This window comes from Streptomyces sp. NPDC004610, assembly GCF_040609715.1.
Classification (GTDB): Bacteria; Actinomycetota; Actinomycetes; order Streptomycetales; family Streptomycetaceae; genus Streptomyces.
In genome coordinates this window covers 1-20041 of the sequence record NZ_JBEXLA010000033.1, presented here as the reverse complement: position 1 = coordinate 20041, position 20041 = coordinate 1, and the positions used below count along the sequence as shown (strand labels likewise).

The 20041-nt window shown below is 72.9% G+C and carries 13 protein-coding genes and 1 pseudogene; 7 read left to right on the top strand and 7 right to left on the bottom strand.

The features are described 5' to 3' along the window. Nucleotides 1-16: 16 nt before the first annotated feature. Nucleotides 17-868 (bottom strand): annotated as a pseudogene (locus ABZX40_RS30545) (LysR family transcriptional regulator); the annotation flags it as partial. A 95-nt stretch (nt 869-963) separates the two neighbouring features. On the opposite strand from ABZX40_RS30545, the gene ABZX40_RS30540 reads away from it, so the two are divergent. Further along, nucleotides 964-2562, top strand: coding sequence for an MFS transporter (locus ABZX40_RS30540; RefSeq protein ID WP_355744774.1), 1599 nt, complete (start codon nt 964-966; stop codon nt 2560-2562). A 76-nt stretch (nt 2563-2638) separates the two neighbouring features. Here ABZX40_RS30540 and ABZX40_RS30535 read toward each other — a convergent pair whose 3' ends face one another. Further along, on the bottom strand, nt 2639-3661 hold the full coding sequence (locus ABZX40_RS30535) for an aspartate-semialdehyde dehydrogenase (protein ID WP_355744772.1): 1023 nt from the start codon (nt 3659-3661) through the stop codon (nt 2639-2641). A 137-nt stretch (nt 3662-3798) separates the two neighbouring features. Continuing rightward, nucleotides 3799-5931 carry a TerD family protein gene (locus tag ABZX40_RS30530; protein ID WP_355744769.1) on the bottom strand — a complete coding sequence of 711 codons (2133 nt, stop codon included), beginning with the start codon at nt 5929-5931 and terminating at the stop codon, nt 3799-3801. A gap of 139 nt (nt 5932-6070) precedes the next feature. On the opposite strand from ABZX40_RS30530, the gene ABZX40_RS30525 reads away from it, so the two are divergent. Continuing rightward, nucleotides 6071-6610, top strand: a complete 540-nt coding sequence (locus ABZX40_RS30525; RefSeq protein ID WP_355744766.1) for a sigma-70 family RNA polymerase sigma factor — start codon at nt 6071-6073, stop codon at nt 6608-6610. Between the two features lies 1 nt (nt 6611). Next, nucleotides 6612-7469, top strand: coding sequence for a hypothetical protein (locus ABZX40_RS30520; RefSeq protein WP_355744763.1), 858 nt, complete (start codon nt 6612-6614; stop codon nt 7467-7469). A 109-nt stretch (nt 7470-7578) separates the two neighbouring features. Here the strand turns inward: ABZX40_RS30520 and ABZX40_RS30515 are convergent, their stop codons facing one another. Continuing rightward, nucleotides 7579-10872, bottom strand: coding sequence for a S8 family serine peptidase (locus ABZX40_RS30515; RefSeq protein WP_355744760.1), 3294 nt, complete (start codon nt 10870-10872; stop codon nt 7579-7581). Between the two features lie 546 nt (nt 10873-11418). On the opposite strand from ABZX40_RS30515, the gene ABZX40_RS30510 reads away from it, so the two are divergent. Both ABZX40_RS30510 and ABZX40_RS30505 read left to right on the top strand, forming a co-directional pair. Then, nucleotides 11419-13173, top strand: coding sequence for a TIGR03767 family metallophosphoesterase (locus ABZX40_RS30510; protein ID WP_355744757.1), 1755 nt, complete (start codon nt 11419-11421; stop codon nt 13171-13173). Between the two features lie 126 nt (nt 13174-13299). Beyond that, nucleotides 13300-14484 (top strand): serine hydrolase domain-containing protein, encoded by a 1185-nt coding sequence (locus ABZX40_RS30505; RefSeq protein ID WP_355744755.1) that lies wholly within the window; start codon nt 13300-13302, stop codon nt 14482-14484. Between the two features lie 88 nt (nt 14485-14572). Here the strand turns inward: ABZX40_RS30505 and ABZX40_RS30500 are convergent, their stop codons facing one another. Further along, nucleotides 14573-15658, bottom strand: a complete 1086-nt coding sequence (locus ABZX40_RS30500; protein ID WP_355744752.1) for a hypothetical protein — start codon at nt 15656-15658, stop codon at nt 14573-14575. A gap of 213 nt (nt 15659-15871) precedes the next feature. Continuing rightward, the gene (pepN, locus tag ABZX40_RS30495) at nt 15872-18454 is read right to left on the bottom strand and encodes an aminopeptidase N (RefSeq protein ID WP_355744749.1); all 2583 of its coding nucleotides are present in this window, start codon (nt 18452-18454) and stop codon (nt 15872-15874) included. A 137-nt stretch (nt 18455-18591) separates the two neighbouring features. Between pepN and ABZX40_RS30490 the strand changes: the two genes are divergently transcribed. Both ABZX40_RS30490 and ABZX40_RS30485 read left to right on the top strand, forming a co-directional pair. Then, nucleotides 18592-19260, top strand: coding sequence for a DsbA family protein (locus tag ABZX40_RS30490; protein WP_355744746.1), 669 nt, complete (start codon nt 18592-18594; stop codon nt 19258-19260). Further along, nucleotides 19257-19787 carry a hypothetical protein gene (locus tag ABZX40_RS30485; RefSeq protein ID WP_355744743.1) on the top strand — a complete coding sequence of 177 codons (531 nt, stop codon included), beginning with the start codon at nt 19257-19259 and terminating at the stop codon, nt 19785-19787. Before ABZX40_RS30490 ends, ABZX40_RS30485 begins: the two co-directional genes overlap by 4 nt. Nucleotides 19788-19913: 126 nt before the next feature. Here ABZX40_RS30485 and ABZX40_RS30480 read toward each other — a convergent pair. Continuing rightward, nucleotides 19914-20041: Fe-Mn family superoxide dismutase (locus ABZX40_RS30480; protein WP_355744997.1), on the bottom strand; the 128-nt coding region annotated here is incomplete at its 5' end.

Sequence of the window (20041 nt, the reverse complement as noted above, 5' to 3'; positions counted from 1 at the left end):
GCTCCACCTCCCGCTCCAGCGCCCGCGCCAGCCCCCGGACCGGCTCCGTCTCCTCGCCCCGGCGCCAGATGAGGCCGAGCGCCGACTCCGGCAGGCCCTCCACCGGGACGTACCGCAGATCCTCCCGGCCGTGGTACTCGGCCGACGGACGGCACAGCAGCATCGCCGCACGCCCGGCCGCCACCAGGGCCAGCCCCTCCTGAAGGGTGCCCGCCACCGGGCCGGGCACCGACGACGGGGCCTGCGCCCGCCGCCAGTAACCCGGCGCCGTACCGGCCGCGGTGACCAGCGGCTCGGCCGCGACCTCGGCGGCGTCCACCGAGGCCCGCCCCGCGAAGGCGTGCCCGCGCCCCACCGCCACCGTCTGCCGCTGCCGGGAGAAGACCGGGCCCAGCGTCAGATCCGGCTCCTCCACCGGCAGCAGCACCACCGCCGCGTCCACCGACCCGGCCCGCAGCGCCCCGAAGGGATCGGCGAACGGCACCTCCACCAGCCGCGCCCGCACCCCCGGATACGCCGCCTCGAACGCCGCGACCACCCCGGTCAGCAGGGCGTCCGAGGTGCCCTGGAACCCCAGCCGCAGCTCCCCGGCCGTGCCCCGCGCCGCCGCCCGCGTCCCGTCCACCGCCGCCCGCAGCGCCCCGTACGCCGGGCCCAGCTCCGCCCGCAGCCGGGCGCCCAGCGGGGTCAGCTCCACCCGGCGGCTGGTACGCCGGACCAGCCGGGCGCCGATCCGGTGCTCCAGCGACCGCAGCAGCTGACTGACCCGGCTCTGCGACACATACAGCCGCTCCCCGGTCCGGCCGAAGTGCAGTTCCTCGGCGAGCACCAGGAAACACTCCAGTTCGCGCAGGTCCAGCCCGCTCACCCGCACCCCTCCCCTTGCCGATCGATGAGTCCTGCTCATGGAAGGGTGAGGAAAACGCCATTGTTCCCGGCGCTTTCGCGCCGAAGGCTGGAGCCATGCCCTCCACGCCCCCCGCGCGCGCCGCCACCGCGCCGCACCACGCCCCCGGCACCGCCCCCGTCCGCCCCTGGACCGCCGTGCTGGCCCTCGCCGCCGCCACCTTCTGTGTGGTCACCGCCGAGATGCTGCCCGTCGGACTGCTCACCTCCCTCGGCACCGACCTCGGGGTGTCCGCCGGGACCGCCGGTCTCGCCCTCACCCTGCCCGGACTGATCGCCGCCCTCGCCGCCCCGCTGCTCCCGGTCGCCGTCCGCCGCGCCGACCGGCGCCGGGTGCTGTGCGTCCTGCTGCTCCTGCTCGCCGCCGCCGATCTGCTGTGCGCCCTCGCCTGGCACTTCAGCGTGCTGCTGATCGCCCGCGCCCTGGTCGGGGTGTGCATCGGCGGGGTGTGGGCGGTCGCCGCCGGACTCGCCGTACGGATCGTGCCGGCCGCCCGGGTCGGCCGGGCCACCGCCGTGATCTTCAGCGGGATCGCGGTGGCCTCGGTGCTCGGGGTGCCCGCCGGCACCTTCCTGGGCGCGCTGGCAGGCTGGCGCTGGGCATTCGCCGCGCTCGCCGTCCTCGCCCTGGTGGTGGCCGCGCTGCTGGCCCGCGCCCTGCCCCCGCTGCCCGCCGGGCACCCCATACGGCTGTCCACCGTCGCCGCCCTGCTGCGCGCCCCCGCCGTCCGGCGCGGACTGCTCGCCGTCGCCCTCCTGGTCACCGGCCACTTCGCCGCGTACACCTATGTCCGCCCGGTCCTGGAGCGGCTGCCCGGCACCGGCGCCGGGCAGATCAGTCTGCTGCTGCTCGGCTACGGGGTCGCGGGCGTCGCCGGGAACTTCGCCGCCGGTCCGCTCGCCGCCCGCGCCCCGCACCGGGCGCTGCTGCTGCTCGCCGCCGCCATCGGCACCGTCGTCGTCCTGCTGGTCCCGGCGCGCGACTCGACCGCCGCGTCCATCGCCCTGCTGCTGCTCTGGGGACTGGCCTACGGCGGGGTCTCCGTCTCCGCGCAGAACTGGCTGACCGCTGCCGCGCCGCACGCCCGCGAGGCCGCGTCCGGGCTGTTCGCCGGGGTCTTCAACAGCGCGATAGCGCTGGGCGCGTTCAGCGGCGGCCGGGCCCTGGACGGACCGGGCCCCTCGGGCGCGCTCCTCCTGGGCGGCACGGCGGCCCTGCTCGCCGTACCGGCGGTGGTGTGGGGGGTACGGGCGCCGGGGCCGTCCGGCGGGGGCCGGGTGGGGGAGGTGCCGGGGGCGTCGGGCGAGGGTCGGGTGGGGGAGGTGCCTGGGTTGCCTGGGGATGGGCTGGTGGGGGAGGTGCCGGGGCCACCCGGGGAGATACCTGGGCGGCCTGGGGATGGGCCGGTGCCGGGGCCGCTCGCGGATGGTCGGGTGCGGGAGGTGCCTGGGTTGCCCGGGGATGGGCCGGTGCGGGAGGTGCCTGGGCTGGCCGGGGATGGTCGGGTGGAGGAGGTGCCTGGGTTGCCCGGGGATGGGCCGGTGCGGGAGGTGCCTGGGCTGGCCGGGGATGGTCGGGTGGGGGAGGTGCCGGGGTCGCCCGGTGACGGTTCGGTGCGGGAGGTGCATGGGTCGCCCGGGGACACCCCGGGGTAGGGGACACCCCGGGGTGTCCCCGGGGCAGGGGAAAGGGGCGGTCGCCGGGTGACCGCCCCTGATCCACTGTCCGCGGCTACTTCGCCGCGGACAGCTCCCGCGCCACCAGCTCCGCGATCTGCACCGCGTTCAGCGCGGCGCCCTTGCGGAGGTTGTCGTTGGAGATGAACAGCGCCAGCCCGTTCTCCACCGTCTCGTCCCGGCGGATCCGGCCCACGAACGACGGGTCCTGCCCGGCCGCCCGGAGCGGGGTCGGGACATCGGTGAGGACCACGCCGGGCGCCTCGGCGAGCAGCTCGGTGGCCCGCTCCGGGGAGATCGGGCGGGCGAAGCGGGCGTTGACCTGGAGCGAGTGCCCGGAGAACACCGGGACGCGGACACAGGTGCCGGAGACCTTCAGCTCGGGGATCTCCAGGATCTTGCGGGACTCGTGGCGCAGCTTCTGCTCCTCGTCGGTCTCGTTCAGCCCGTCGTCCACGATCGAGCCCGCGAGCGGCAGCACGTTGTACGCGATCGGCGCCACGTACTGGCTGGGCGCCGGGAACTCGGCCGCCGTACCGTCGTGGGTCAGCTTGGGCGCGTCGTCGCCGACCTTCTTGATCTGCTCGAACAGCTCGTCCACCCCGGCGAGACCCGACCCGGACACCGCCTGGTACGTGGCGACGACCAGCGCCTCCAGACCCGCCTCGGCCGCCAGCGGCTTCAGCACCGGCATCGCCGCCATGGTGGTGCAGTTCGGGTTGGCGATGATGCCCTTCGGGCGGTGCGCGACGGCGTGCGGGTTCACCTCGGACACGACCAGCGGCACCTCGGGGTCCCGCCGCCAGGCGGAGGAGTTGTCGATCACCACGGCGCCCTGCGCGGCGACCTTCTCGGCCAGCGCCCGCGAGGTGGCGCCGCCCGCCGAGAACAGCACGATGTCCAGGCCCGCGTAGTCCGCCGTGGCGGCGTCCTCCACCGTCACCCCGTCGAGGACCGTCCCCGCCGAGCGGGCCGAGGCGAACAGACGCAGCTCGGTGACCGGGAAGCTCCGCTCCACCAGGATCCTGCGCATGACCGTGCCGACCTGACCGGTGGCTCCGACGATTCCGACCCTCACGACGACTCCTTAGCGTGACTGCGTGCTGCGTTCGTGCTGCGTGTGCTCGTACCCGGGGCGACCTGGGTCTCGCGGTGTCTCCATCATGCGGGGGACCCCGGTCGATATGTCCAATCGATTGCCCGGACCCCGGACGGTCACTCCTGCCGCCCGCGCAGTTCGATGGTCCACTCCCCGAGCGCGCGCACCTGGAGGAATCCCTCCGAGACGCGGTAGGGATCGGAAGATCCGGTGACTTTGCGGGCGGGGAACAGATTTTCGTCCAGCTGATAGAGGTGCTGGAGCCCGCTGGTGGAGGCGAACACGATCTCCGTGTCCGGCCCGGTGTGATGTACGACTCCATAGCCGACGCCCTGGGTGCGCCGCCCGAGCCCGGTCGCCGCCCCCCAGGGCTCCGGCTCCAGCCGCCACGGTGTGTCCTCCTGGGCGGCGACCACGATGAAGCAGGTGCCGCCCAGGTCCACCCACACCGGCCCCAGCACCGGACGGCGGCCCTTCACCGAGGCGATGATCGCCGTATTGCCGTAGGGGTGGTTCAGGGCGTTCGCGAGGACCGAGGCGTCCTTGGAGCGGGAGGTCTGGCGGACGGTCATCAGGGCGGGCGGGCCCTGGTAGCGGAGCAGGGTCGAGCCCGTGCCCTCGGCCGGGCCGGTCAGCAGGGGCGCGTCCTCCTCCGGCAGCACCCGCAGCGTCCAGTCCCCGCTGTGCTTGATCCGGACCCGTATCTCGTCCTGGCCCCGGCCGAACAGAGCGGCCACCCCGCGTGTCCCGGTGGTCTCGCCGGACAGCCACTCGGTCTCGTCGCCGTACTCGTCCAGCCGCCACACCTGGAGGTCGTAGCGGCGTTCGACGTCCCGGAACTCGTAGCGCAGCAGCGCCGGGCGGCCCGGCCGGGGGTTGGCGATCGTGATCGTCCGCTCGCCCCGGCCCTCGTACACCCCGGATTTCAGGCCCTTGGACGGGTCGCGGACCGGGAGCGGGCGCGGGGTGAGCTGCCAGACGCCGTCGGCCTTCTCGACCACCACCAGGTGCGGGCCCGCCGGGAGGGGGAAGGTCTCCTTCAGCTTGCCGGTCTCGTTGACCAGGAGATCGTGCCGGTCGAGGTCGGTCAGGTCCTCCGGCCGGTGCCCGGTGATCAGCAGCCAGGCGTCCCGGTCGGGGCCGCCGTCGAACCGGGCCTTCACATCGCCCTCGGTGCCGGTGTGCACCAGGACGTCGGGGCCCCGGCCCTTGACGGTGTCCGTGTCGAGCGGGCGGGCGGCGGTCAGCGGCAGGATCCGCAGCGACCACTCCCCGGCGTACTTCACCCGCAGCCGCAGCGGACGGCCCTCGGGCGGCTGGACCAGGGCACGGCCGTGCAGATCGCGCAGGGTGGAGTTGAAGACCAGCTTGTCCTCCTTGTTGCGCCGGTTCAGCGTCTCGACGCACAGCCAGTCGTCACCCTTGACGCGCATCTCCACGATGACCGGCCCCGGGGCCAGGGGGGTGTCCACGGTGACGACGTCATTGCCGTTGCCGGTCCGGACGAAGGGCGGGAAGTCCGTACCCAGGGCGGGCACGGGGGTGGCCGGGGGAGGGGCGGCCGACTTGGAGACCCCGGTCACGGGCACCGGCATCCGACCGGGCACGGGCACCTGATCCGGGACCGGTACGGGCATCTGATCCGGGACCGGTACGGGCACCCGATCCGGGACCGGTACCGCGGCTCCCCCGGGAACGCCGTGGGCGACGACCGGCGCAGGCTCCCGCGCCACCTCGATCCCGAAGTCCGTGGCCAGTCCCGCCAGCCCCGAGGCGTAACCCTGGCCCACCGCGCGGAACTTCCACGCCCCGTCCCGCCGGTAGAACTCGCCCAGCACGAACGCCGTCTCGGCGGCGGCCTCCGTCACCGCGTAGTGCGCGGCGATGGCGCCGTCCGGGGCCACCGCCTGGACATACAGCCCCGGTACCTGCCCGAAGGTCCCGCCGTCGCAGGAACCGGCGATCACCACGCGCTGCACGGCCGGTTCCAGGTTCGGCAGATCCAGCTCCAGCCACTCGGCCGACTGCCCGGCGCCCTGTCCCACGCCCGCGTGCCGGACCGCGCCCGAGGGATGCCGGGGCTGGTTGTGGAAGACCAGATCGGCATCGCCCCGTACCCGTCCGGTGGCGTCCAGCAGCAGGGCGGAGGCGTCCACGGCCGGGGTGCCGGGAACGTCGGCGCGGCCGACCGCCACCCGCAGGGGAGCAGCGGGGACAGGGGTGTTGCCGCCTTTGGTGATGTACGTCATGGGGCACATGGTGGCAGTGGAGAAGGTGTGAAGTCGATGGCCGGAAGAAGTGGAGGGGCGTGGTCCGAAAGTCGTCGCCGAATTCCGCGAACGTTCCGGCGCCCCCCGGCGTCGTAGAGGAAACGCGGCGAGGAGAGGGGTGGCTGTGCTGCGCAGATTCGCGCGCCGCGGCCAGGGGGCGGACCGCTCGGCGGACGACCCGCTGGACGCGGCCCAGGAACGCCGGGTGCGGGCGGTGCTCGCGCTCGGCGGTGTGCCGCAGGCGGACCTGCCGGACGGGGTGCAGCAGGTCCGCCTGCGGCTGCTGGAACGGGCGGCCAGCGGCCGTGAGGCACCGAGGGACGTCTCCGCCTGGGCGGCGGTCGTCGCCTCCAACCTCGCGATGGACTGGCACCGCGCCAAACGCCGTCAGGAACGCCTCGGTGAACGCCTGGCCGCCCTGCACGAACCCGCGCTCCCGTCGGCCGAGGAGTCCCGGCTGCTCTCCCTCGCCGTCGCCCGCGGACTGGACGAACTGCCCGGCCCCCAGCGCCAGGTGCTGGTCCTGCGGTTCTACGCCGATCTGCCGGTGCGGGGGATAGCCGAGCAGCTGGGCATCCCCGAGGGGACGGTCAAGAGCAGGCTGCACACCGCGGTCCGGGCCCTGCGCGCCCGGCTGCACGAGGACGAGGTGGTGTGACGTGTCCGTCGAACACGACGGCCCCGACGGACTCGACGGCCGGGACGGTCGGGACGGCTCCGAGGGCTCCGACGGCCGTGACGGCCGTGACGGTTCGCGGGGGGCCTACGACGCCCCGGACCCGCTGCTCGCGGTGCTCATGGACGAGCCGCCGTCCGCCGCCGCCCGCGCCGACGCCGCCTTCATGGCCGAGTACGCCTCGGCGCGCGCCGATGTCACCGCGCTGCGCGAACAGCTCGGGCTGATCGCCGACGCCCTGACCGAACCGGAACCCGCCCCCGCCGCCGAGCCCGTCCCGGAACCCGCCCCCCGACCGGACCCCGTTCCCGAGCCGCCCCCTCTTCCCCGCCGGGGGCGCCGCCCCTTCGCCGTCGCGCTGGGCGTACTCGCCGTCGCCTGTGCCGCCACCCTGGTCGCCGGGCTCGGCTGGCTGGTGGTGCGGGGCGGCGACAGCCTGGGCGCCGCCGACAGCAGCAGCGGCGCGGACCAGGCGTCCGGGGGCGAGGCGAAGGCGTCCACGGCGCTGGGCAGCCCCCGCCATCTGGCCTGCACGGTCCTGGTCGCCGAGGGCGAGATCACCGCCGTACGGCCGCTGACCGGCGCGGACGGCGGGCGGGCGCGGATCACGCTGGATGTCACCACGTACTACAAGCCCGCCGAGGGCGGTGAACGGCGGATCACCTTCGAGCGGGACGAGGAGGCCCTGCCCCCGCTGGTGGCGGGCGACCATGTCCTGATCGCCACCCGGGTCGACGGCCAGGACGCCGATCTGCTGGCGGTCGGCGACCCCGACGTCCGCCGGGAGGCGGCGCTCCTCGCCCAGAGCCTGCCCGAGTCCACCGCCCTGCCCTGCGGCTAGCGGGGCCGGGCCGGGCAAACGGAAGGGCGGGCGCCCCCCAGGGAACGCCCGCCCGGTACTGCCGAGTCACCGGTACTACGGAGTGACCGGTACTACGGATTCACCGGTACTACGGAGTCACCGTGCCGATCGCCACATGGCCGGTGCCCGCGGTGGTGCCGCGCGCGGTGACCAGCCCGACCTCGCCGAAGAACGAGCGCCCGGCGGGGGCGGGAGCGGTGGCGGTGACCGTCGCCGAGACCTGCGCCGACTCACCCGTGCCCAGCTTCACCGGACCGGAACCGTCGACCGAGACGGTGCCGAGCGCGGAGGAGAAGAACACGTCCAGGTAGTCGTACGCGGTGCTGCCGGTCGGCACCGAGTAGCCGTCGACCTGCACGTAGTACGTGCCGGGCGCCGGGTCGGCGACCGAGACCGCCTCCTCGGAGTCGCCGTCCGCCGCCTGCGCGACGACGTTCCCGGCGGCGTTCAGGAGGTAGAGGTCGAGGTCGGCGGCGGGGTCGGCGGTGTTGCCGATCGACGCGTCCAGCCGGGTCGCGCCCTCGGGGACGACGACCTCGTACACGGGCGCCTCGCCCTGGCCGACCGTGCGCCGCTCGGCCAGCGACGAACCCAGCGCGCCGCCCGCCAGCTTGCCGTCGATGGGCGCCTTGTTGTTGGTGACCGTCCAGGAGACCGGGGCCGGGACACCGGCCCGGACCTCGGGCAGGCTCACCGTCTCCGGCGCGAAGTCGGCGCCGAGCACGGTGACATCCAGCCGGTACGGGTTGTCCAGGTGCGGTGAGGTGCGCCGGGACTCGACCTCGATCTCCCAGACGCCCGGCGCCGGGTTCGCGTAGGAACGGACGTCGGGGCGGCAGCCGTTGCCGTCGAGGTAGTTGTTGTAGCAGTACGGCGTGGAGTTCTCGTCCAGCGGGACACCGTACGGGTGGAGGCTGATGAACCGGGTCTGGCTCTTGTCCTTCAGCCCGCCGATCGCCACCTCCAGCGTCTTGGCGCCCTCGGGCACGGTGACGAAGTAGGAGGTCGAGCTGTTGCGCTGGACCGAACCGGACGCGGCGAAGGCGTAGTTCACGGGCTGGGCGACGACGACCGTGTTCAGCACCTGCTGGTCGATGCCCTCGGTGCGCGGGTCGTCGACCTCCAGGATCGCGCTCTTGACCCCGGCCGACTTCGGCGCGGCCTGCACCTTGACGGTGACGGGCTGGTTCAGCGGCAGCCGCACCTCGTCCGAGCCGACGATCCGGAAGGTGCCCTCGGCGTTGTTCTCCAGGTGCAGTTCGTGCCGCAGGGCCCGGTCGGCGCCGGTGGTCCGGGTCACCGTGATGTCGTACGTCTTCTTCTGCCCGGCCTTCAGCCCGCCCTCGCGGTCGTAGAGACCGGTGCCGAAGCCGGGGGTCTCCAGGTACTGCTCGATCGCGGTGTCCACCGGCGCCTTCACGGTGTACTCGTGCGCGGTGGCCCCGTCGCGGATCGACTCCCAGGCGTCCTCGATATTGATCAGGCCCGCGCCCTCCTCGTACGCCTGCACGCCCTTGACGTGGTCGGCGGTGGAGGTCAGGGCGGTGCGCAGGGTCGCCGGGGTGAGGTCGAGACCGCGCTGCTTCGCGGCGCTCAGCAGCAGGGCGGCGGCACCGGCGGCCTGCGGGGAGGCCATCGAGGTGCCCTGGAGCATGGAGTAGCCGGGCGGCAGGGCGTAACCGGCCTCGGCGACCGGGCCGCCGGGCGACCAGGTCTGGGTGGTGTTGATGGCGGCGCCGGGCGCGGACAGCGTCGGGGTGAAGCCGCCGTCCTCACGGGGGCCGCGCGAGGAGAACGGCATCATGGCGTACCGCTTCTCCACCTGGGAGCCGTAGTTGGCGGCCCAGGTCTCCTTGGAGATGGTGGCGCCGACCGAGATCACCTTGTCGGCGAGGGCCGGGTCGCTGATGGTGTTCACGCCGGGGCCGTCGTTGCCCGCGGAGACGACGAGCTGGACGCCGTACTCGTCGATCAGACGGGTGTAGAGGGCGGCGCGGACGTTGTTGCCGTCGTTGAGCGCCGGGAGACCGCCGATGGACATATTGACGATGTCCACACCGCGGTTGACGACCAGGTCGATCATGCCCTCGGTGAGGGCCATGTTGGTGCAGCCGCCGCTCCAGGTGCAGGCGCGCGAGGAGACCAGCTTGGCGCCGGGCGCGGCACCGTTCATCTCGCCGCCGAAGAGGCTGTTGGCGGCGGTGATCCCGGCGACATGGGTGCCGTGGGAGCCCTCGATGACACCGATGCTGACGTAGTCGGCCTTGGCACCGGCGTCGTTGTAGACGACGTCCTTGCGGACCTCGACCACGAACGGGATCCGCTCGGCGATGGCGGTCGCCGGGTTGTCCGTGCCGAAGTAGCCGATCTGGTAGCCGTCCTTGTACGGCTTCAGCGCGGTCTCGTCGGTGAAGTCGAGATCGTCGTCGAGGTCGATCCGGACCGTGCCGCTCGCCGCGTCGTACAGCACGCCCCAGATGTCCGTGCGGTCGCCGTCGCGGTTGAGGTCACCGGCCATGTCGCCGCCGTTGGTGGCGGACTCGGAGAAGTAGTTGAACTTGAAGGCGCCGGCGGGGGTGGTGAAGGTCTCGCGGACGCCGGTGGGCGCGGTCACGGTGAAGGTGGGGCCGTTGACCGAGGCGGTCATCCGGCGCCAGGTGCCGTCGCCGTCCACCACCGGGTCGGTGGCGGTCACCCAGTCGACGATCTTGCGCTCGCCGGTGGTGGTCTTCTGGAGCGCCGGGTGGCCGAGGTCGACCCCGGAGTCCAGGATGCCGATGGTGATCCCGCGGCCGTCCGCCTTCGGGTGGTCGTCCACGAAGTCCACGGCACCGGTCTCGAAGGACGGGTTGTACGGGTTCTCCGCGGGGGTGTTCTTGTCCGGCGCGGGGTAGGTGCCAGCGGCGCTCTTCCCGCCCTTGGCTCCGGCGTCGGGGCGCGGGTCCTCCAGCGGGATCTCCTCGCGCAGATCGATCGCCTGCACGGAGGAGAGCTTCGCGGCGGCGGCGATCGCGGCGTCGGCCCTGCCGGTGGGGACCGTGGCGCGGACGTAGCCGAGCCGGTCGTAGGTCTTGCCGACCAGGCCGCCGTCCACGGCGCCGAGCTGGCCGGCGACCTGCTCGGTGGCGCCGGGGGCGGTCGCGACCATCAGGGTGACGGTCTTGTCGCCGCCGGCCTTGGCCTCGGCGAGGAGCTCGGCGTCGGCGGAGCCGAGTTTGTCCTCGGCGGGCTTGACGGCCGGGTCCGCGGTGGGCGCGGGGTCGGTGGCGGCGACGGCGGCGGGGATCGGCCCGGCTGCGGCCAGCGCGGCGACGAGGCCGGCGGCCACGGCGATCCGGGCCACGCGTCTCGCGCCGGGTATCGACTCGGGGGTCTGGGTCATCGGCATCCCTTGGAGAAGAAGGACGACAGCTGTCCGTGAGTGTCCGTCGGGTTGATCAGCGAGTTGATCAGTGACGGTCGAGGGCGTCCGGAATGCGGTTCCGGACGATCGCCCAGCCTTTCGCAAGGGATGTGGGTTTGGGGAGAGTTGACCGGAAGCCGCTGGGGAAATGGGGAAAACCCGCGATGGGATTGGGTGGGGGTTGTGGGGGGTTGGGGGTGGTTGGGGTGTGGGGGTGAGTGCGGGTGGGGGTGGGTGGTTGCGGTGGGTGGGGGCTGGTCGCGCGGTTCCTCGCGCCCCTGAACAGCGGGGCGCTGCCCCACTCGTCGTCGGTGTCGCGCCGGTACCCCGCCAGATGAACGCTCAGTGACCGTCCGGCGGCCGGTCTCCCCGGAGGGCGCCGCCGTCCTCCGATCGGTGTCACCCGTTGTCGTCTCGTTAACGCGCAGGTCACCCCCGGTGCCAAGCATCCGGAGAGGCGAGGGAACCGCACTCGGCGGCCCCCGCCCCCACCGTCGACGCGTTCGCACTCGGGGAGATCGCGCCATGCCGCGCACACGCTCTGTCGCCGAAACCGCCGCCGAGGGCGGCCTCGCCCTCAACCGCCGGGCCGTCCTCGCCACCGCCGGGGCGGTGACCCTCTCCGCGGGCATCGGCCACGCCCTGCGCCCCACCGACAGCCAGGCGGCCCCGGCCGCACCGGCCGCCGCAGCCCCGGCCACCTCGGCCGCCGCCCCCGCCCCCTACACCCGCGCCACCACCCTCGTCTCCGTCGCCGCCCCGCGCGCGGGGAGCGGATACCGGCGGCTGGGCGACGGGCCCGGCTGGCGTCGGGTCCTGCGTACCGACCTCGCCGCCGCCAAGTCCGGCCGCGCGGACCGCCGTACCCCGCTCGCCGCCTTCGTGCAGGTCACCGATCTGCATCTGCTCGATGTGCAGCACCCGCTGCGCCTGGAGTTCCTGCGCTCGGCGGATGTGCGCGCCTGGCGCCCGCAGGAGGCGCTCACCGTGCAGGGCGCGGTCTCCCTGGTGGAGCGGATCAACGCGCTGCGGGCCGCCCCCGTCACCGGCGCCCCGCTGGGCTTCGCCATCACCACCGGCGACAACACCGACAACAACTGCCGCACCGAACTCGACTGGTTCCTGACGGTCATGAGCGGCGGCCGGATCACCCCGGACTCCGGCGACCCGCACCGCCACGAGGGCGTCATGAACAGCGGCCTCACCGGGTACTGGCAGCCCGACGCCCCCGTCCGCGACGCCGACAAGCAGCGCGGCTTCCCGCACCTGGAGGGCTTCCTCGCCGCCGCCCGGCGCGAGGTCAACAGCCCCGGCCTGAACCTCCCCTGGTACTCCACCGTCGGCAACCACGACTCCCTCCCCCTCGGCTGCTACGGCCACGGCGACCCCTACCTCCGGGACTTCGCCACCGGCGGCAGAAAGCTGATGAGCCTGCCCGCCGCCGAGTCCAAGAAGCTCCAGGACGCCATCCGCAAGGCCAAGGACCCGATCGGCACCCAGTTCCGCGACCTGCTCAAGGCGCACGCCCGCGAACTGCGCCCCGTCACCCCGGACCCGCGCCGCGCCCCCTTCACCGCCACCGAGTACCTGACGGCCCACCTCGACCCGAAGTACACCGGGATGGGCCCGGTCGGCCACGGCTACTCCACGGCCAACATCGAGGCGGGGACGCAGTACTACTCCTTCCGGATCGCCGACGACATCATCGGCGTCAGCCTGGACACCACCGACGCCGGCGGCCACTACGAGGGCTCTCTCGGCACCGCCCAGCTGAACTGGCTCGACCGCACCCTCACCGAGCACAGCGACGCCTACGCGATTATTTTCAGCCACCACACCAGCGACTCCATGGACAACCCCCGCCCCGACCCCGCCCGCCCCGGCGAGCGCCGCCACAACGGGGCCGAGGTCGTCGCCCTGCTCAACCGGCACCGAAACGTCCTGGCCTGGGTGAACGGCCACATCCACCGCAATGCCGTCACCGCCCGCCCCGGCCCCGACGGGCGGTCGTCCTTCTGGGAGATCTCCACCGCCTCGCACATAGACTTCCCGCACCACGCGCGGATCGTGGAACTCACCGACAACAAGGACGGCACGATCTCCCTGTTCACCACCCTGGTCGAGTCCGCCGCCCCGCACCGCACCGACTTCACCGACCTCTCCCAGACCGGACTGGCCGCCCTGTACCGCGAGCTCTCCTTCAACGCCCCCGGCGGCCGGACCGATCTGAGCGGCGGAGCCCGCGACCGCAACACCGAGCTGGTCCTCAGGAAGACCTGAAGGTCGGCCGAAAGGCACTCAACCGGCCCCAGGGCGAGCAACCTCCACGAAACCCGTCAGGTCTTCGCCCCCGACCGAGATCACGGCCCGGAGCGCGACGGCTCACGGGCGAGAAGGGGGAACGACATGACCGTACGTGCACGGGCGACCCTGGTGGCGGCCACCGCGGTGACGCTGTCGCTGGCCCTGGCCGTGCCCGCGTTCGCGGCACCGTCCGACAAGGACCAGGGCAAGGGCCAGAGCCAAGGCCAGAGCCAGAGCCAGGGCCACAGCGCGACCCGCGACGCGATGCGCGCGGCCGTGCAGGACGGAGTGCCCGGCGTGACGGCCACCGCCCGCGACACCCAGGGCACCTGGCGGGCCACCGAGGGCGTCGGCAACCTCAGGACCGGCGCCCCGCGCTCCGCCGACGACCGCTACCGGGTCGGCAGCATCACCAAGACCTTCGTGGCGACCGTCCTGCTGCAACTGGAGGCCGAGGGCGAACTCGACCTCGACGACACCGTCGACACCTGGCTGCCGGGCCTGGTCACCGGCAATGGCAACGACGGCCGGAAGATCACCGTCCGCCAGCTCCTCAACCACACCAGCGGCATCTTCAACTACACCGGCGACGAGCCCTTCGCCCGCGAGATCTTCCTCAAGGAGGGCTTCGACCGGAACCGCTACCGCACCTGGGCCCCCGAGGAACTCGTCGCGGTCGCCATGCAGCACGAGCCGAACTTCACCCCCGGCACCTCGTGGAGCTACTCCAACACCAACTACATCCTGGCCGGAATGGTCATCGAGGCGGTCACCGGCCGCCCGTACGGCGAAGCGATCGACGACCGCATCATCGAACCCCTCGACCTGGACGACACCTTCGTCCCGGCCGGCCGCCCCACCCTCGGCTCCCCGCACACCCGCGCCTACTCCAAGCTCGCCGAGACGTCCGACGGCCCGTCCTACGACGTCACCGTCTTCAACCCCTCCGCGGCCGGCGCGGCCGGTGAGATGGTCTCCGACAACAACGACCTCAACCGCTTCATGAGTGCCCTGCTGCGCGGCAAGCTGCTCCCGCCCGAGCAGCTCAAGGCGATGAAGACCACGATCGTCGCCCCCGGCATCCCCAACGCCACCTACGGACTCGGCCTGATCAAGCAGGACCTGTCCTGCGGGACCACCGTCTGGGGCCACGGCGGCGGCATCCACGGCTCGACCTCCGAGTCCTACACCACCGGCGACGGCAAGCACAGCCTCGCCCTCAACCTCAACGCCGACTGGACCGGCGACACCCAGGCGATCATCGAAGCCGAGTACTGCGCCGACTGACCCCGCACGACCTCGCACGACCCCGCCGGGCGTCACGGCCACGGCCACGGCCATGACCGACCGACCGTGGCACCCGGCGGCTCCCCCGTCATCTCGGCAGGACCACCACATACGCGGCCGGCTCCCGCTCCCCGGCCGTCATCAGCGCCGTCCGCACCACCGTCGCCTGCTGCTCCATGGTGTCGCGCAGCTTGCGCGGGGTGAGGTGGACGACCGTCACCCCGAGCCGCTCCAGATGCTCCCGCTTACGGGCGTACTCCGACCACAGCGCGTCCTCGTCCTGCGGATCGCCCAGCCGGGGCGCCCGGGTGTCCAGCTCGACCGCGACCGACTGGTCCGGCCAGAACGCGTCGATGCCCCCGAGCCGCGGCCCGCCCGGCAGCCGTAGCTCCACGTTCCACACCGGGTCCGGCAGCCCGAACTCCCGCACCATCCGGTACAGCCGCTCCTCCGCCAGCGCCCGGCCCTCCGCCAGCAGCGAGTCCACCGCGTCCACGACATGCGCCCGGCCCAGCAGCTTGGCCTGATCCAGCTCCCGTACCACCGCGCCCGGTTCGCAGTACCCGCCGCGCACCGCCTCGGTCAGCAGCCGCCGCACCAGCCCCGCGTCCGTCAGCTGCGCCACGGCGTCCGCCAGCGCCCTGGGCACCGGCGCGACCGGCAGCCCGGTGCGCTGCTGGGGCGTCGGCAGCGCGGAGGCCCGTACGATCCGCGCGGTGCCGGTGGAGCGCAGCCGCCGCATCCGGGACACCAGCACATCCAGCTGCTCCAGCGCCGGCAGCGGGGGCGCGGCGGTGAACCCGTGCAGATTCAGCGCGGCCAGCCCGGTGATCATCACCTCGGAGTACGCCGCCGCGGGCTGCGCCCCAGGGGACCCCGGCTGCGCGGGCACCACGGGCACCGGCTCGCGGGAGGCGTACATCAGCACCGCGTGCAGCCGCTCCTCGCTCGTCGGCGGCCCGGAGTGCAGCAGAAAGACGCCGGGCAGCAACTGCCGCCAGGCGCCTCCGGCACGGCACTGCTCCTGGGCCTCGGCGGCGGAGACCCCGTGCGCCCGCAACTGCCCCGAGGTCAGCACCCGACGCCGCGAGGCGTCCAACTGACCGAGCGGGCGCGGAGTGAGGGGGGAGGCGGGGGAGACCTGGGACGGGGTGAGGGGGGTGTCGTGGTTCATGCCCCGGGGATTCCCGCGTCCGGTCCCCTCCTTAACCCCTGTTACACAGTCGTCGGCAAATCAGGACAACCAAGCACTAAAGGACGAATGTTCGCCTGCCGAATACGCGGGGGCCTTTGTAGTGCCGAGCGGGGCAACGCCCCCATCTTTTCAGGGGCGCGGGGAACTGCGCGACCAGCCACATACCACCCGCACCCGGCACTCAACCGGTCCTCACCCCTCCGCAGCCCCGGCATCACAAGCCTGCCCCCGAAGCCCCCGAGCCAGATCATCCCGAGCCTCGATGACCAACCGCCGCAACGCAGGCGCCGCCCCCGCATGCGCAGCAAGCCACGCATCCGCAGCCACCACCGTCCCCTCCGTATCCACCAACCCCGGGAACAACCCCCGCACCACATCCACCCCGATCTGAATGGACCGCTCCGCCCACACCCCCTCGATCGCCGCGAAGTACTTCTCGGCATACGGCGAGAGCAACTCCCGCTGCGACGGCTGTTCGAACCCCGCGATCGTCGCCTCCACCAGCGCGTTGGACAGCGCGTCGGACTCCACGACCTGTGCCCACGCCTGCGCCTTCACCGCCGCCGACGGCCGCGCCGCCAGGCACCGCACCTGGTGCCGCTTGCCGGACGCCGTGTCGTCGCGGGCGAGTTCCGCGGCCAGCTCCCGCTCCCCGGTCACCCCGTGCACGGTGAGCGGCTCCAGAAACGCCCACCGCAGCTCCTGGTCGACCTCCAGCCCGTCGACCTTCTCCACCCCTTCCAGCAGCCCCCGCAGCAACAGCAGATCCCCCTCGCCGGAGGCCACCGCGGCGAAGCACCGCGCCCACGCGAGCTGGTGCTCACTGCCCGGCTCGGCCCCCCGCAACTCCCGCAGCGCGCCCTCGGCGAACAGCGCCCCGCCCTCCGCCCGCCACTCCGGCGCGGCGTAGTGGACCAGCGCGGACTGCGCCCAGGCGTGCAGCATCTGAAGCACACCGATGTCGCTCTCGCGCCCCGCGAACCGCAGCACCAGGGCGACGAACTCCCGCGCGGGCAGCAGCGCGTCCCGGGTCATGTTCCACAGGGCGGTCCAGCACAGGGCCCGCGCGAGCGGGTCGGTCATCGTGCCGAGCGACTCCCGCAGGGTGGCCAGCGAGGTGGCGTCGAACCGGATCTTGCAGTAGGTCAGATCGTCGTCGTTGACGAGCACCAGTGCGGGCGCCTCGGCCCCGGCCAGCTCGGTGACGAGGGTGCGCGGCCCGTCGACGTCGACCTCGGCGCGGTCGTAGCGCTCCAGCGCGCCACCGGCCGTGCGCCGGTAGAGCCCGATCGCGACCCGGTGCGGGCGCAGCCGGGGATGCGACTCGGGCGCCTCCTGCACCACCGCCAGCTCGTCGATCCGCCCCTCGGGCGTGAGCAGGGTCTGCGGGGTGAGGGAGTTGACCCCGGCGGTCTGGAGCCAGGCGGCCGACCACGCCCCCATGTCCCGCCCGCTGGTCTCCTCCAGCACGGACAGCAGATCACCCAGCCGGGTGTTGCCGTAGGCGTGCCGCTTGAAGTAGCGGCGGGCGCCCTCCAGGAACGCGTCCTGGCCGACGTACGCCACGAGCTGCTTCAGCACCGAGGCGCCCTTGGCGTAGGTGATGCCGTCGAAGTTGAGCTTGGCGTCCTGGAGGTCGCGGATGTCGGCGGTGACGGGGTGGGTGGAGGGGAGCTGATCGGCGCGGTAGGCCCATGCCTTGCGCCGGTTGGCGAAGGTGATCCACCCATCGGTGAACCGGGTCGCCCCCACCAGCGAGAAGGCGCCCATGAAGTCCGCGAAGGACTCCTTCAGCCACAGGTCGTCCCACCACTCCATGGTGACCAGGTCGCCGAACCACATATGCGCCATCTCATGCAGGATGACGTTGGCCCGGCCCTCGTACGACGCCCTGGTGACCTTCCCCCGGAAGATGTACTCCTCGCGGAAGGTCACCAGCCCCGGGTTCTCCATCGCCCCGAGGTTGTACTCGGGCACGAACGCCTGGTCGTACTTCCCGAACGGGTACGGGTAGTCGAAGTGGTCGTGGAAGAAGTCGAGGCCCTGCTTGGTGACCAGGAAGATGTCGTCGGAGTCGAAGTAGGGCGCGAGCCCCTTGCGGCACATGGCGCCCAGCGGGATCTCCACCCTCCCCCCGTCCTCGAACACCCGCTCGTACGAATCCGTCACATAGTGGTACGGACCGGCGACGACACAGGTGATGTACGTCGAGATGGGCCGGGTCTCCGCGAACCGCCACACCCCGTCGGTGAGCGTCCCGGCGCCGTTGCTCCACACCGTCCACTCCTCGGGCGCCCGCACCTCGAACCGGAAGGGCGCCTTGAGGTCCGGCTGCTCGAAGTTGGCGAAGACCCGGCGTGAGTCGGCCGGCTCGTACTGGGTGTAGAGGTAGACCTCGCCGTCCTCGGGGTCCACGAACCGGTGCAGCCCCTCACCCGTGCGGGAGTAGGCGCACCGCGCGTCCACGATCAGCTCGTTGTCCGCGGCCAGGTCCTCCAGCGCGATCCGGGTCCCGTCGAACACCTCGGCCGGATCGAGATCCCGCCCATTGAGGGAGACGGCGGTGACGGCGGGCGCCACCAGATCCGCGAAGCTGCTCGCGCCCGGCTCGGCGCAGCGGAACCGGATCGTGGTCACCGAGCGGAAGGTCCGCGGCCCCTGTCCGGTGTGCTCGCCCAGCGCCGAGCGCAGATCGAGCGACACCTCGTACCCGTCGACGGACAGCAGGGCGGCCCGCTCCCGGGCCTCGTCACGGGTCAGATTCTCACCGGGCACGGGCGGTACTCCCTCGGCTGCTGTTCGCTGTGCGGTCAGGCCCGATCCTGCCATGTGCCCCTGACCGGGGGCACCCGGGAATGCGGTGGTGAGGAGTGGTGTTGCGCCGGGTACAGCCCACCTTCCCAGGGAGAGCCATGTCCGAGACACCCTCCGCCACCGATGCCCCCCGCACCCCGGTCGACTTCTGGTTCGACCCGGTGTGCCCCTGGGCCTGGATGACCTCCCGCTGGGTCCTCGAAGTGGAGAGGGTCCGGGACATCGAGATCCGCTGGCATGTGATGAGCCTGGCGGTGCTCAATGAGAACCGGCTCGACGAAATTCCCGAGGAGTACGCCGAGAACATGCGCCCCGGCGGCTCCACCTGGGCCCCGGTCCGCGTGGTGATCGCCGCCCAGCAGCGCTACGGCGACGAGGTCGTCGGCAGGCTCTACACCGCGCTCGGCACCCGCTTCCACAACGAGGGCCTCGGCGTCAACCGCGAGAGCATCGCCGCCGCCCTCGCCGACGCCGGCCTCCCGGCCGATCTGATCGACCAGTGGGACAAGGACACCTACGACACCGAACTGCGCGCCTCCCACAAGGAGGGCATCGACAAGGTCGGCCAGGAGGTCGGCACCCCCGTGATCTCGGTCCCCGGCCCCGACGGCACCGAGGTCGCCTTCTTCGGCCCGGTCGTCACCCCGGCCCCGCGCGGCGAGCAGGCGGCCCGCCTCTGGGACGGCACCCTCGCCGTGGCCTCGGTCCCCGGCTTCTACGAACTGAAGCGCACCCGCACGAAGGGCCCGGACTTCAGCAACCTGTGACCCGGACCCTCACCGCTGCCACCGCCGCCCTCGCCGCGCTGACCCTCGCCGGCTGCACCGGCACCGGCACCGTCCCCGCCGACGGCTCCGGGGACCGGACGGCGGGCGCGGGGCGCCAGGAGGTCCCGTACTGGGAGGAGGGCGTCGATTTCGCGCGGGTCGCCGGGTTCCTGCGGGTGACGGTCCCGGAGACGGCGACCGACCGGAAGGCGGCGGTGCAGCGCGGCTTCCAGGACGACGGTCTGCTGCTGGCCTTCGTCGTGCCGGAGGCGCAGGCCGACCGGTTCGTGGCGGGCCTGGAGCCCGAGCAGCCGCTCGTGCGGCGGGCCGAGGCGGCGTTCACGGCGGCCGAGTACTGGCCCACCACCCCGTTCGCCCGGCTGGGGCTGCCCGAGCCCGAGACGCTCGACGGGGTCACCACCGGGCCGGTGTGCGCGCCCTGCGGTGGTGATCTCAACGCGCTGGAGGTCACCGTCGCCCCGCTGGACGGCGGCCGGGCGAGAATCTATCTGCGCGGGGTCGACTGACCGGGCCGCCGGGCAAGGGGAAGCCCCCGCGAGTCACGTCCTCGCGGGGGCTTCCTTTCCTCCGCCTGCCCGGTGAGCGGTGAGAAGACGATCACGAGGCAGGGCGCTCAGGGATGGGCCACGGCGTCACGGCGCCAGCAGCAGCACATCCGCGCGGGACTTGGCGGCGGCGTAGCGGCGGGCCACGTCCTGCCAGTTGACGACGGCCCACATCGCGTCGATGAAGTCGACCTTCTGGTTCTTGTACTGGAGGT

Excerpts from the sequence above, each read along its gene's own strand:
- ABZX40_RS30500 (WP_355744752.1), bottom strand. The coding sequence starts at position 15,658 with ATGAACCACGACACCCCCCTCACCCCGTCCCAGGTCTCCCCCGCCTCC.
- ABZX40_RS30490 (WP_355744746.1), top strand. The coding sequence starts at position 18,592 with ATGTCCGAGACACCCTCCGCCACCGATGCCCCCCGCACCCCGGTCGAC.
- ABZX40_RS30505 (WP_355744755.1), top strand. The coding sequence starts at position 13,300 with ATGACCGTACGTGCACGGGCGACCCTGGTGGCGGCCACCGCGGTGACG.
- ABZX40_RS30540 (WP_355744774.1), top strand. The coding sequence starts at position 964 with ATGCCCTCCACGCCCCCCGCGCGCGCCGCCACCGCGCCGCACCACGCC.
- ABZX40_RS30510 (WP_355744757.1), top strand. The coding sequence starts at position 11,419 with ATGCCGCGCACACGCTCTGTCGCCGAAACCGCCGCCGAGGGCGGCCTC.
- ABZX40_RS30530 (WP_355744769.1), bottom strand. The coding sequence starts at position 5,931 with ATGACGTACATCACCAAAGGCGGCAACACCCCTGTCCCCGCTGCTCCC.
- ABZX40_RS30515 (WP_355744760.1), bottom strand. The coding sequence starts at position 10,872 with ATGACCCAGACCCCCGAGTCGATACCCGGCGCGAGACGCGTGGCCCGG.